Annotated in this window: 11 protein-coding genes; 5 read left to right on the top strand and 6 right to left on the bottom strand. The window is 50.6% G+C overall.

Going from position 1 to position 13,043, the window contains the following annotated elements; all coding sequences use genetic code 11:
• Window positions 1-367 (bottom strand): TetR/AcrR family transcriptional regulator (locus tag BIZ37_RS18590; RefSeq protein ID WP_187462750.1); only part of this gene is annotated, 367 nt, incomplete at its 3' end.
• A 169-nt stretch (window positions 368-536) separates the two neighbouring features.
• Here BIZ37_RS18590 and BIZ37_RS18585 point away from each other — a divergent pair.
• From BIZ37_RS18585 to BIZ37_RS18570, 4 genes are read left to right on the top strand one after another with little or no spacing between them, the layout of a single operon-like run.
• Window positions 537-1,613, top strand: coding sequence for an efflux RND transporter periplasmic adaptor subunit (locus tag BIZ37_RS18585; protein ID WP_370577394.1), 1,077 nt, complete (start codon window positions 537-539; stop codon window positions 1,611-1,613).
• A gap of 1 nt (window position 1,614) precedes the next feature.
• Window positions 1,615-2,691 (top strand): efflux RND transporter periplasmic adaptor subunit, encoded by a 1,077-nt coding sequence (locus tag BIZ37_RS18580; RefSeq protein WP_304622267.1) that lies wholly within the window; start codon window positions 1,615-1,617, stop codon window positions 2,689-2,691.
• 8 nt (window positions 2,692-2,699) lie between these two features.
• Complete coding sequence (locus tag BIZ37_RS18575; protein ID WP_187462749.1) at window positions 2,700-2,936, top strand: hypothetical protein; 237 nt, start codon at window positions 2,700-2,702, stop codon at window positions 2,934-2,936.
• On the top strand, window positions 2,933-5,992 hold the full coding sequence (locus BIZ37_RS18570) for an efflux RND transporter permease subunit (protein WP_187462748.1): 3,060 nt from the start codon (window positions 2,933-2,935) through the stop codon (window positions 5,990-5,992). The genes BIZ37_RS18575 and BIZ37_RS18570 overlap by 4 nt, the downstream gene beginning before the upstream one ends.
• A gap of 78 nt (window positions 5,993-6,070) precedes the next feature.
• Here the strand turns inward: BIZ37_RS18570 and BIZ37_RS18565 are convergent, their stop codons facing one another.
• The 3 genes from BIZ37_RS18565 to BIZ37_RS18555 are packed head-to-tail and all read right to left on the bottom strand — an operon-like array spanning window position 6,071 to window position 8,158.
• Window positions 6,071-6,745: a ChrR family anti-sigma-E factor gene (locus tag BIZ37_RS18565; protein WP_187462747.1), complete on the bottom strand. Its 675-nt coding sequence runs from the start codon at window positions 6,743-6,745 to the stop codon at window positions 6,071-6,073.
• Entirely contained in the window at window positions 6,738-7,352 is a 615-nt protein-coding gene (locus BIZ37_RS18560) for a sigma-70 family RNA polymerase sigma factor (RefSeq protein ID WP_255526811.1), read from the bottom strand. The genes BIZ37_RS18565 and BIZ37_RS18560 overlap by 8 nt, the downstream gene beginning before the upstream one ends.
• Before the next feature lie 47 nt (window positions 7,353-7,399).
• Window positions 7,400-8,158, bottom strand: a complete 759-nt coding sequence (locus BIZ37_RS18555) for a hypothetical protein (protein ID WP_187462746.1) — start codon at window positions 8,156-8,158, stop codon at window positions 7,400-7,402.
• A gap of 24 nt (window positions 8,159-8,182) precedes the next feature.
• On the opposite strand from BIZ37_RS18555, the gene BIZ37_RS18550 reads away from it, so the two are divergent.
• Window positions 8,183-9,625 carry a DUF4397 domain-containing protein gene (locus BIZ37_RS18550; RefSeq protein ID WP_187462745.1) on the top strand — a complete coding sequence of 481 codons (1,443 nt, stop codon included), beginning with the start codon at window positions 8,183-8,185 and terminating at the stop codon, window positions 9,623-9,625.
• Between the two features lie 75 nt (window positions 9,626-9,700).
• Here the strand turns inward: BIZ37_RS18550 and BIZ37_RS18545 are convergent, their stop codons facing one another.
• Complete coding sequence (locus BIZ37_RS18545) at window positions 9,701-11,167, bottom strand: Na+:solute symporter (RefSeq protein ID WP_187462744.1); 1,467 nt, start codon at window positions 11,165-11,167, stop codon at window positions 9,701-9,703.
• A gap of 21 nt (window positions 11,168-11,188) precedes the next feature.
• Window positions 11,189-12,958: an FAD-dependent oxidoreductase gene (locus BIZ37_RS18540; protein ID WP_187462743.1), complete on the bottom strand. Its 1,770-nt coding sequence runs from the start codon at window positions 12,956-12,958 to the stop codon at window positions 11,189-11,191.
• Window positions 12,959-13,043 lie beyond the last annotated feature (85 nt).

Genomic DNA, 13,043 nt, shown 5'->3' with positions numbered 1-13,043 from the left:
GCCTTACCCCGTCGGCAATCAACTGGATAGGTTTTGGGTGCACAAGTTGTTGGGCCAGCAACATAGTGACAAAGCGGTAGAGAATGACATTGCTCGGCAGCTCGGAAGGAATTTCCTCCAGCAGCTTGTACATGTAGCTCAAAAAATATACATGCAGGTTGTCGCTAATACTTTGCCAGATTTTCTCTTTGCTGCCGAAATGGTGGCGGATCAAACTGTGTGATACGCCAGCCCGCTCACTGATATTTCTCAGTGAGACTCTTTCATACCCCAATTCGCAGAACATTTCCGCGGCGGTTTTGATGATAAGCAGCTTGGTTTCTTCGGCGGCCTGTGCGCTGCGACGGCCCTGTTTTCTTTCGGTCATCGTTCTATCTGTTTCATAGCCCACGCTATTTTTACCAAAAAAACGCGGGGGCGTCATCTGTGTGCTCACAAAATACTTATATTGTCCACCTGTAAAATATACTTGATCTCAGCAAAAATCAACTTATACTGCACAGGTGTGTAATATAAACAATTAGAGAGAAACGCCTGTGAAAGGAACATCCATTTCGTTCACCCCGTTTGTCAGGGTGGCAACAATAGTGTTGCTGGGAAGCATCCTAGCCGGATGTAACCAAGCCAACTCAGAAATCACCAAAGAGGTCATCAAGCCTGTGAAATTGCTGGAAATACCTATGCCAGCCAATCAGGCGAGCAATGCCTTTCCCGGAAAGCTAGAAGCGACGCAGCGTGCCCAGCTGTCTTTCCAGGTGCCTGGTGAAATTGAAAAGTTGACGGTCAGGGTTGGTCAGCGCGTCGAGCAAGGCCAAGTATTGGCAGTGCTGGATGATCAGGACTACCGCTTAGCTTTTGATGCCAAATTGGCAGAGTTTGAATTGGCGCAGAGCCAGTTTCAGCGTGCCAAGCAGTTATATGGCAAGAAACTGATCAGTACTGATCAATTTGACCAGCGCGAGACCGCATACAAGGCGGCAGCCGCCAACTTGGAGCAAGCGAAGACAGACGTTGAACATACTTTGATCAAAGCCCCTTTCAACGGTGTCGTTTCTCTGAAGTTTGTTAACCAGAACCAGTTTGTTGGCGCCAACCAGCCGGTGATGAATATCCAGAACGTTGATGAGATGGATGTGAGCTTCAACTTGCCAGTGCCTTTTGTTAAGCAGACCAGCCTGTCGGCGATCCGCCAGACGGTGGTGTGGGTTGAAATGGATAACCATCCTGCCCAGCAGATCCAGGCGGAGTTCAAAGAGTTGTCGACCAAGCCTGATGCTGATACCAACAGTTATACCGCCAAGGTGACGCTTTCCCGTCCGGAAGCGATGAATTTGCTCTCTGGGATGGTCGGTCAGGTGCACTTTGCCAAGCCTGAACTGGCGACCGCCCTGCGTTTACCGGAAGGTGCCTGGGTCGAGAAACAAAACGGCCAAGGAACGCTGTGGCAGTTTGACCCTGCAACCGGTGTTGTCGATGCCTTGCAAGTTGTTCTCAACGATGAGGGCGAGGTGGTATCTGGCCTAGCTCCGGGGAACATGGTGGTGATTGCCGGTGCAACGGATTTGTTACCGGGCCAGCAAGTGCGAGCCTGGGAACGTGAGGGTGGTATCTAAGATGTTGAAGAAGATGTCATTCGCCGTCCTTTCAATGATGGTATTGGCCGGTTGCCAAGAGCCGCCGCAGCAACAAATAACCGCGCCGCTTGCAGTGTCATCCTTGACGGTTGATCAGTCGGTGACCAGTCAGTACCGCACTTTCAAGGGGCAGGTGGAAGCGGCCGAAAATACCCCGTTGGCCTTCCGCGTCGAAGGTGAGTTGCAGCGTGTGCTGGTCAAATCTGGCCAACAGGTCAAAAAAGGCGAACTCCTAGCCCAGTTGGATGCTGATAAGTTCGAGCAGCAGCGCAATGACGCGCAGGTGCAGTACAAGTTGGCAACCAAGCAGTTGCAGCGTGGCCGTGAGTTGTTTGAGCGCAAGATGATTTCCAAGGCTGAGCTAGATGAGCTTTCAGCCAACCACAAGTTGGCAAAAGTGAACTTCAATTCGGCAGAGCGCCGCTTGGGCTACACCCGTTTAGTCGCTCCCTTCAATGGGGTGGTAGCGGACGTGCCGAAAGAGTCGTTCGAAGCAGTATCGCCGGGTGAAGCCGTCGTTAGCCTTTACCAAGATGATCTGCTGTATATCAACATCGCAGTGTCCGACAACGTGCTGGCGATGCTGAACCCTCTGCAAACGAATCACGGTTACCAGCCGGTGGCTCGTTTTGGCACTGAATCCGAAACCTATCCGGTGAATTACCTCGAGCATACCAGTGAGCTTGAGCCGCAGAGCCAAACCTACCGGGTGTGGTTTGAAATGCCGCAGCGCGATCCTGCCATCCTGCCGGGAACCAGTGTGTCCTTGCGTGTTGATATGGCCGAGGCCGGCCTGAGCACCTTGCAAGGTTACCAACTGCCAATGACAGCCATTGAGGCAGGTCGTGAAGCAGGCCAGTTTTTTGTCTGGAAGCTCGACGGCAATCAGGTCCACAAAGTGGAAGTGGGGATTGGCCAACTGAATAACCACGGCGCCATTGTGAGTAGCGGTGTCAGTGAAGGTGATCGCTTGGTGACATCCAGCCTGCGTAAACTGCGCGAAGGGATGGCAGTGAGCCTGCTTTCCAAGCCTGCAGCAGAGGCGCAAGCCCAGTGAAGTTGAACATGCCTACTATACGCCAATCCCTTATCCGATGGGTGATTTGGCTGGTGATCACATTAGCTGGACTCGCTTTTTTTACCGAGCTGGGTCAGCTAATGGCTTGGAAGCTGATTGAAGAAGGCATGCAGTATTTAGAGTTATCAATTCAGGCCAAGCCCGTAGTAACAACAGCTGTCGGGCTTGGTGAAGAAGATTGGGGATTGACTATGGCAGTAGCCACCATGGGAGCAGTACAGTGAATATTGCTGAGTATTCAATAAAAAATAAAGTCATTAGCTGGCTGTTCTTGATTATCTTGGCGGTCGGGGGCGTTACCTCGTTCCTCGATTTGGGAAGGCTGGAAGATCCGGCATTCACCATCAAAGATGCCATGATTGTTGCGACCTATCCGGGCGCAACCACCACTGAAGTAGAAGAAGAGTTAACCTACCCGCTGGAAAAAGCGGTGCGTCAGTTGCCGTATATCGACAAAGTGACCTCGACCTCATCGGCTGGGATGACCCAGATCATGGTCAGCATGGAGATGATTTATGGTCCAGACGAGCTGCCGCAGATCTGGGATGAAATGCGTCGTAAGGTTAATGACCTGCGTCCGACGCTGCCATCAGGTGTGGGTTCGCTGCAAATCATCGATGATTTTGGTGATGTGTATGGCGTGATGATCATGCTGACAGGCGAAGGCTATTCCTATATCGAGCTTAAGCAGTATGCTGATTACCTGATCCGCGAATTGGAGCTGGTTGATGGTGTGGGCAAGGTGAGCCTTGCGGGCGATCAGCAAGAGCAGATCTTTGTCGAGATCTCCGTCGAGCGCATGGCGGCACTGAACTTGGACATGAATACCGTTGTTGGTCTTTTGAACCAACAAAACAGTGTGACAGCCTCTGGTGAGATGATGATTAATGGCCAGAACCTGATCATCCGTCCTAACGGTGAGCTGAACAGTGTCGAGTCACTGGAAAACCTGGTTATCCATGGCCGCGACACCGGTAACCTTATTCGTCTCAAAGATGTTGCCACCATTTCTCGTGGTGTGCAGGAAAAACCGGGCAATATTGTCACCTACAACGGTGAGCAAGCGATTAACCTTGGTCTTTCTTTTGCCTCTGGCGTCAATGTCGTGGAGGTGGGCAAGCAACTTGATGCCCGTTTGGCAGAGCTGGAAAACATCAAGCCAGCCGGCGTTTCGCTGAACTACTTCTACAACCAGGCGCAGGAAGTCGACAAGTCGGTACAGGACTTTGTGGTGAGCTTGGGTCAGGCAGTTGCAATTGTTATTGTGGTGCTGCTTTTTGCCATGGGCCTACGCAGTGGTGTGATCATCGGTTTGGTCCTGCTACTAACGGTATTCGGCACCTTTATCATGATGAAGCTCAATGATGTTGAGCTGCACCGTATCTCCTTGGGTGCCCTGATCATTGCTTTGGGTATGCTGGTGGATAACGCCATTGTGGTGGTCGAAGGGATATTGGTCGGGCTGAAAAAAGGCCGTACCAAGGTGCAGGCTGCGGCAGATATTGCCAAGCAGACCCAATGGCCGCTGCTTGGCGCGACGGTGATTGCTATCACGGCGTTCGCCCCTATCGGTTTGTCGTCGGATGCGACCGGTGAGTTCATGGGCTCTTTATTTTGGGTACTGTGTTACTCCTTGTTCCTGAGCTGGATCACCGCGCTGACACTCACGCCTTTCTTGGCCGACCTATTGCTCAAAGAAGAAGATAAAAACCAGCAGGACGATGAAGACCCTTACAAAGGGGCGTTGTTTACCATTTTTGGCGCATTGTTGAAATTTGCCCTACGCTTCCGTTGGCTGACGATGGTGAGCATGCTTGCCCTGCTGGTGAGTGCGGTTATCGCCTTCGGTCAGGTCAAGCAGTCGTTCTTCCCGCCGTCGAATACGCCGATGTTCTACGTGGATATGTGGATGCCGGAAGGCACGGATATCCGCGAGACCATGGCCCAGACTGAGAAGGTTGAGCAGTACATCCGTAGCCAAGACGATGTTGATTTCGTAACAACCTCAGTTGGCCAGGGCATGCAGCGTTTCATGCTGACTTACCAGCCGGAAAAAAGCTACGAGTCTTATGCCCAGCTGCAGGTGCGTACGACCAGCCGCGACAACATGTTTGATTTGCTGCACAAGCTGGATGCAGGCCTACCTGCCAAGTTTGACCAGCCGACATTCCAGTTCAAGTTGATGGAATTTGGCCCGTCGCCAGCGTCGAAGATCGAGGCACGAATTATCGGCCCTGATCCGCAAACGCTGCGTGATATCGCCATGCAGGTTGAAGATGTCTTGTTGCAAGACCCGGGGGCACGTAACGTCCGTCACGACTGGCGTGAGCGCACCAAGGAGCTTGTGCCGCAGTTCAATGAAACCAAAGCGCGTCGTTTGGGGATTTCAAAAGAAGATCTGTCCAATACCCTGCAGATGGCCTACGGCGGTAACACTATTGGCTTGCTGCGTGACGGTACCCATATGCTGCCGATCATTACCCGCTTGCCGGAGTCAGAGCGTGTTGACTACAACACCCTGCAGAACCTCCAGCTTTGGAGCCCGGTTCAGCAGGCTTACGTGCCAATTGAGCAGGTGATTGATGGCGTTGACCTAGGTTGGTCTGAGCCGCTGATCCAGCGCCGCGACCGAAAGCGCACCCTGACGGTATTGGCAGACCATGATGTGCTGGGTGATGAAACAGCCGCAACCTTGTTCAATCGTATCCGCCCACAAGTTGAAGCATTGCCGCTACCCGTTGGCTACAGCATTGAATGGGGTGGTGAGTACGAGTCATCGAAAGATGCGCAGGAAGCCATGATGGGCTCGATGCCGATGGGCTACCTTTTCATGTTCGTCATAACTATCTTCCTGTTCAATTCAGTGAAGAAGCCGTTGGTGATTTGGGCCACGGTACCGCTGTCGATTATCGGTGTGGCATTTGGCCTGCTGGCGACCAACATCCCATTTAGCTTCACAGCTTTGCTTGGTCTATTGAGCCTAAGCGGGATGATTTTGAAAAACGGTATCGTATTGCTAGATCAAATCAATATCGAGCTAGAGTCAGGCAAGCAGCCTTATGATGCGATTGTTGATAGTGCCATCAGCCGTGTTCGTCCAGTAAGTATGGCGGCACTGACCACAATTCTGGGTATGATCCCGCTGGTGTTTGATGCTTTCTTCAACTCGCTGGCTATCACGATTATGGCGGGCCTTGGCTTTGCCACGGTTCTGACCTTGATAGTGGTGCCTGTGCTGTTTGCCCTGTTCTACAACGTCAAGCAACCAGCTAAAGCTTAATTAATCAGCCCCTGAGAAAGTAAAAACCCGTTGTGTATGATGCACAACGGGTTTTTTTTAGCTCCCTTTTGGGTCAACTCAACGTCTGAAGAACAGCTGACTAAACGGATTGAGTAAGGTTGCGAGGCCTGATGTGAAATGCAGTGGTGCATTGAGTAAAGTCAAACATAAGCAGTCTTGGCCTTCACGGGTTCTTGGCAAGTGTTTGTGCTCTTCATTCTGGATAATGAAATCACCGGGTTTGTAGGTCCCGTTCTCATCGTAGAATTCACCCGCCAGAACTAGGGTAATTTCTTGTCCTTGGTGAGTGTGTTCAGGTAGCGAACTGTCAGAATCCATGTAGATGAAATTCATCTTGCTGGTTCCGCTGACTTCGACCTGTGCACGTTTGATGTTGCCCGGTAGGCGGGACCAAGGACCAATTTTGTCACTATGGCGCTGTAATGCAGAGGGAAGTGGATAGGTTTTATCTTCCAACAGCAGCTCATTGTCCAAAACCTCTTCAGCGATAGTCTCCGAAGGCTCTTGCGCCATAATCTCGAGCATCATCGCATTGAGTGAAGGTGTCATAGTTGCAGGCTCACTATTGGCTAGATGGCGTGCCTGTTTGGCTTCGATAGCCGCAAGTTTCTGCCGGCAGTGAGGACAGAATTCGAGGTGAGCACTGATCAAAATGCTCGACGCCGATTCAAGCTCTCCATTGGCGTAGCGGCTAAGGAGGTCATGGTCGGGATGGAAGTGGATATTAGCCATCTAGGGCCTCCTTCATTTTTTGTAGGGCAAGGCGTAATCGGCTTTTCACTGTGCCGAGTGGAACGTCCAGTGCATCGGCAACATCTTGATGGGACGCGCCTTGCATACAAACCATACGGACAATCTCAGCTTGTGCAGGTGGCAAGTTATTGATTGCGGCCTCGAGTTCTTTGCTGACAATAGAGTGAAACTCAGCAGGGAGTTTGTCAGCATCTTGCTCTTCATGCAGAATTGGCCACAAGTCATCACCCTGAACCCAATCTTGTTGGTGTTTCGATTTCCTGAGCAAGTCGAACTTAACGTTCCTAGCAACGGAATATATCCAAGTAAGGGCGGCGCCTTTAGTTTCATCATACAGGTGGGCTTTGAGCCAAATCTTAAGCATCGTCTCTTGGACAATTTCCATTGCCATAGAGTCGTCTCGCAACTGCTTGCGGGAGAAATTCAGTAATTTTGGCGCAACAAAAGTGAATAGCCGCTCGTAACTCGCACGGCAGCGTGAAAGGGCAATATTGTTGAGTAGCAGCGCTACATCAATAGCCGGTGCTTCTTCGTTGATCATAGACTCCTTGCTGATCTCGGAGTGCATAACAGCATGTGTTTTCATGTTAACCCTATCTGCAAGCTTATGTCCGTTTGCAATAAACGCCAAAACTATTTAATGCGATCACTTTGGCGGATGATTTTTTTCAGATATCTGAGACATAGCTTTGATGTAGGGTATTTGAGCAGACGTTGTTTTTTATCGAGGGGGATAGGGAGGATCTCCAGCCAACGCCAACAAATCCAATTGGTGTTGAAGTGTGTTGTAGATAAGGGGACTGTTGCGTTATTGAGCTCGCTGTTATGAAATTCATTCGTGCATTGGATCAGGCGCATGACAAGTACATCATCGGACGGCAAGTAACTGTCTTGCCACAACGGGTATACCTGTCCCTCCAACTGTTGATGTTGCATGCCTGCAGGGGTTACTTTCCCCCAGTGTCGTATTGCCAATTTGAGTTTTATTTGACTACCGCTGAGCCAATCAACATCTTCAATGGCTGCGAACATAATGATGTCACCACTATTGCCTGCAGTTTGGCCAGAATCATCTTGCATTACAAGCCAAAGGCCTCCTGCACGCAGGCCGTCAGTAACGGTGTGAGTGAAATGGTAACCTTTACCCTTGATGTCGCCATTACTCATGGGCATGAAGTGCTCTCGGCACTTCAGGTAGGGTAAGCATTTAAATTCGTTACTGATCAATGGCACTGTGCATCCTCCGTTTTTGTTAGTTACGCGGCTAACAAAGGTTTGGATGACTGTTAATTGTCGGCTGAGAAGAAGTTTTCTCAAAATTGAGATTATTTTTTTTTGTGAAGTGATTTTTTTTTGATCGGGTGAAAGCAAGGCATGCGTATCTAACGCCACAGACAGTCATGAAGGAATGCTCTGATGAAAGCCAAGTCACTAACCCTTGCTATTATTTCGGCCCTTGCACTTGCCGGGTGCCCAATTACCGATGACGATGACGACAATACAAAAACAACGTCTAAGTTGCGTGTCACCCATGCCAGTAGCGATGCCCCTTTAGTTGCTATTAACTTGAACGGTGAAACTGTTGAAGGCCTAGAAATGGTGGATTATCAAGTCGCCAGTGGATTGTTAACTATCGACAGTGGAACTTATGAAGTCGCTGTTGAAGCTTTGCTCACGGGGGAAGACACCCTTGAAGTTATCAACGAAAATCTCGAATTTGCACCGGATATGCAATACGACGTGTTCGCTTTAGGCCAGACTGCCAGCATAATGCCTGTTGTGCTGAGCCGCGAGGATATTGCTCCTGAAGGAACTGATGTACGTTTAGATGTGTTGCATGCTCATCCTGATGTACCTCCTGTCGATATTTATCTTACCACCGATGAAGAAATTACTGATGCCGACCCGGCAGTGCCCGGATTGGGCTTCGCCATCGACAGTGACATTCTGCCTGTAACGATTGATTCTGGTACCTACCGTATTCGAGTTACCGTCGCGGGTTCGAAAGATGTTGCTTTTGACAGTGGTGAACTAGATCTAGCAGGCGGTAGTGACTTGATGATCACTGCTGTACCTAATGTCGATGGTGGAGCTGTGTCACCTGTTAATCTTTTGGTAGCAGATGGCGATGGCGTTGCTGTACTGCGCAATACCGGTGAAAAAGCGACCGTTAGGGTAGTCCATGCCGTCAGTGATGCACCTGCCGTTGATGTACTTGCCTCTGGAATGCCTGTGGATGGGTTAACCGGCATCGAATTTAAAGAATTCAGAAGCTTGGATGTTGCTGCGGATAGCTATGACTTAGAGGTAGTGGCCTCAATTGATAACTCCTTAGTGGTTATTGAAGCGCCGGGAGTGGAGTTTGCTGCGGGTAGTGAGACCAGTATTTACGCCATGGGTAAACTAAATGACATTACAGACGAGACCATTGAGCCTGTGGTCATTGAAGAAGATCTACGCCCAGTTGCAACCTATGCGAAAGTGCGTGTTGTGCATGCTAGTCCAACCGCTGGCGATTTAGGGCTAGTGGATATCCACGCTTCTGCTGACGGCGTGTTCAATGAATCAACGGTTGTGCTTGAAGGTGTTGATTTTACCGAAAGTGCTGTGCTCAATGTTCCAGCTGGAACCTATACCTTCGGCGTCATCCTGCAAGGCGATGATACCTTTACCCCTGCTATTGAGGCCACGGCTTCAGTCGAAGATGGTGGAGTTTATTCTGCGGTTGCTGCTGATGATGTTACCGAAGGAACATTCACCTTGCTTCTGAATGATGACAATCCTGCTGATGCAGGTGATGCAGGTGATGCAGGTGATGCCGAAATGGAAGCAGAGCCAGAAGCAGAAACTGAATCATAGTCAGTATGTCGAAAGCGTATAAAGCCATCCCGAGGGATGGCTTTTTTGTTAGGTCGTACAGAGTTGTTGTTCTAATTAGCTAGCGGTAGAGGCGACAGTCAGCTGCTTTTTTCTCATGATATTGTCCGCAATCAATAGCATGGCAACAGGAACAAGTAAGCCAACCGCTTGGTTCATCACACCCATATTGGCGGCGAACCAATCAATTTTGGCAAGCACAAACTGGAGCAGGAAGCCGGCACCGGCGGTCACGACCACTGTCAGGTAGGCATGCAGTTTGGTGACCTTGCCGACAAACAAAGCCCACAGGGTAGGCATAACCATTGGCCCGACAAACAAGCTAGTAATGCTGACAATCAGTTTTTCAGCACCGCCCAAGTAAGGTATGGAAATACTGATACCGATAACCAGCATACCCAGCATAATGGTCACGATTCGGCCAACCTTCATCATTTGCTCATCGTTGGCTTGCGGGTTGATACGCTTGCCGTAGAACTCGGTGGTCAGGGCACCTGAGAACACATTGAGCTCAGATGAGGCCATACTCGCTGTGGCAGCCAGCATCGATGAAACCACTAGGCCAAGCATACCGACAGGAAGCACGGCTTGTGCCGACAAGATATACGCTTGCTCAGGGTTGGCATCTGGGTTGATGGTGCTGTAAATGATCGGAGGCAGCATCCAAAGTACTGGTGTAATGATGTATAGCGCGCCGAACAGGTAAGAGGCTTTGCGGGCATCTCTTGGTGACTCGACACACAGATGGCGTTGGACGAATGCCCACTCACCACCGACCTTGAACACATGCACCAAGATCCAACCGAAGATGAAAATTTGGGTGTAGCTGCTGTTGAAGAACGACAAGTGTCCTTCTGGCAGGTTAGCAATGATGTTTTCGCTACCGCCGCCTAAGCTGTAAATCATTGGCAAGATCAGGCAAACAGACAGCATCAGAACCACAAACTGGGTGAAGTCGGTCAGCAATACTGCCCAGAGGCCGCCAAGGAAGGTATAGAGGATGATCACTGTTCCAACGATGAAGATCAGCCAGTTGACACTGAAGAAGCCATTGTCATCGGCAAAGAAGTTGTCAGGCGAAACGGGGATCAACGAGCTGACAATGACAGCCACTGAGTACAGGGCTACCGATACCCCGATGATCCGGGTGACAATCCCCAGCCAGGTATACATCTGCAGTACGCCTTGGCCGTATTTTTCACCGACGAACTCTGCCGCCGATGTTGCGCCGGATTCTTTCCATTTGCCAGCGAAGAAGTAACCGGCAATAAGGGCGGCGACACCCATACTCATACAAACGGTAATGGCGACCACACCAAGGCGATAGGCAACCCCGCCCCATACCACGAAGGTACCGGCAGAGAACATGGTCATGTAGGCCGAGATGCCTGACATCCACCAAGGGGATTTCCCCCCGGCAGAAAACATTTCGGCGCTGTTGGTCATCCGCTTGGAGGACCAGTAGCCGATCCCGACCATACCGGCCAGGAAGGCTATGAGGACAATTACGTCTAAGATGCTCATCGTTTCATTCCTATATCGTTATTAGAATACTTTAACTTCGAAGATTCGGGCACAAGGATCGCCGTGGGTTGCTGTCACTGTGATCTGGATAGCGTCACAGTTAACAGGCTTGTCGAGTGCGATCTTGTTGTGGCGTAGGTGGTTTTCGGTAACAGAGTCTTGGTGGACGACTTGGCCGCCCTGTAGGTAATCAATGCGGTAGTCTTTGACGATCTCCAGTGGGAAGCCTTCTCGCTGGGCTGCTTTATTGGGTTTGGAGATAGTGATCATAATTTCATTCGACAGGTTGGAATCGAAGTTGAGGATCACTTCTGACGCCTTGATCGTTTTGCCAAAGTCCAGGGTTAGCGTTTCACCCGCAGGGGAGAGTGGCTGCGAGGCCCACAGGTTGCGTTGCTTGCCAATATTACGCTGGAAGCCGTTGATGACTTTACCGGCCTCATAGCCTTCTTGTTGGGAAGAGGCAGAAACGGTTGCCTGTAGGGCAAGGTTGTTGGGGTCGGAGTCCTGAATACCGAACAGGTAGCAGTCATCCTTGAGCAGGCGGTGTTGTAGCTCTTTAATGTGAGTATTCACTTCACGCGGGGTCAGTGATTTTTCGATAGTCATTGCTGCCGCTGTACCAATGGCCTGGCCAATCACACCACAGGTTGCCATGACACGGGTTGAGCCGAATGCCATGTGCGAGGCACTGATATTACGGCCGCCGACAAACAGGTTAGAGATGTTGCGGGAATACAGGCTACGATAAGGGATCGCGTACATGTCGTTGGTTTCGATCCACTTGGTAGGTGACTCCTTGCTCTTCAGGCCATCTTTGACGTGCATGTCCATCGGCCAGCCACCGTAGGCAACGGTATCTTCGAATACCCGTGCGCCGAACAGGTCGTTGGCGTTAAGCACATAGTCGCCAAGTACTCGGCGGCTGTCGCGTTTGCCTGGTAGCATGCCGACCCAATCGAGCACGTAGTTATCGGCACCGTGGTCACCACCGTTTTTGATGTGATCCCAAATACCGTAAACCGCCTTGAGCAGTTCATCACGGATCACTTCGCCGTCACGGGTGGTGTTGAGTTCAGTACCCCCCAACTCGATCCACCAATAACCGGCGGTGATGTCGCGGTGACTGCGATCTTTAAGATCTTCTTCGCTATAGGTGTTGGCCCAGCTTGGCTTTTTGAACGGTACTGGGTAACCCATGTCCTTGGATTCGAACATCAGGGTATTGCCCATCATCACGTTGTCGGCTTGCTCGGGAGCAAGCTCTTCATCATATTCGTGGCGTGCCTCGCGGCCAGTTCGGATATCGGCTCCGGCACGAAGTGACAGCACGGCATCGCCAGAGGTATCGACGAAGTTGCTGGCGAAGAATTCGAAGCGGCGTTCTGTTGTGGTTTGTTCTGCCTTGATGGAGACGATACGTCCGCCATCCATTTCGACATCGGTCATATGGGTATTAAGGAACAGATCCAAGTTATCTTGGAAGGTCACTTTTTCCCACAGCACCGTATCGAGCACAGAGAATGAGTGCTGAGGGTTGATCAAGCGGTTATCGAGCAGGATCTCCTCGATGATCCCTGTTTCGCGGGCATTTTGCTTGCTGGCATGATAATCCGCACCGCATATGTGCATACGTACTTCCGAACTGGCATTGCCGCCTAATACAGAGCGGTTTTGGATCAGCGCGACCTTTGCGCCATGTCGTGCTGCTGCCAGTGCGGAGCAAACCCCGGAGATCCCACCGCCAACGACAACAATTTCATACTGGCGGGTTTCAAAGGTGTAATTCATACCTATTTCTCTCATTTTAGAATCACTTTCTTACATGCTTAAGCGTTTAAGCATGTTTGAGATGATAATAAGCAGGCAGATATAA

It is taken from the genome of Photobacterium sp. BZF1, assembly GCF_014349205.1.
Taxonomy (GTDB): Bacteria; Pseudomonadota; Gammaproteobacteria; order Enterobacterales; family Vibrionaceae; genus Photobacterium.
Note: the sequence above shows the minus strand (reverse complement) of the source record. Positions and strands in the feature narration are given on the sequence as shown.

Coding starts and splice junctions, on each gene's coding strand:
- BIZ37_RS18550 (WP_187462745.1), top strand. CDS start 8,183: ATGAAAGCCAAGTCACTAACCCTTGCTATTATTTCGGCCCTTGCACTT.
- BIZ37_RS18560 (WP_255526811.1), bottom strand. CDS start 7,352: ATGAAAACACATGCTGTTATGCACTCCGAGATCAGCAAGGAGTCTATG.
- BIZ37_RS18575 (WP_187462749.1), top strand. CDS start 2,700: ATGCCTACTATACGCCAATCCCTTATCCGATGGGTGATTTGGCTGGTG.
- BIZ37_RS18580 (WP_304622267.1), top strand. CDS start 1,615: ATGTTGAAGAAGATGTCATTCGCCGTCCTTTCAATGATGGTATTGGCC.
- BIZ37_RS18545 (WP_187462744.1), bottom strand. CDS start 11,167: ATGAGCATCTTAGACGTAATTGTCCTCATAGCCTTCCTGGCCGGTATG.
- BIZ37_RS18540 (WP_187462743.1), bottom strand. CDS start 12,958: ATGAATTACACCTTTGAAACCCGCCAGTATGAAATTGTTGTCGTTGGC.
- BIZ37_RS18565 (WP_187462747.1), bottom strand. CDS start 6,745: ATGGCTAATATCCACTTCCATCCCGACCATGACCTCCTTAGCCGCTAC.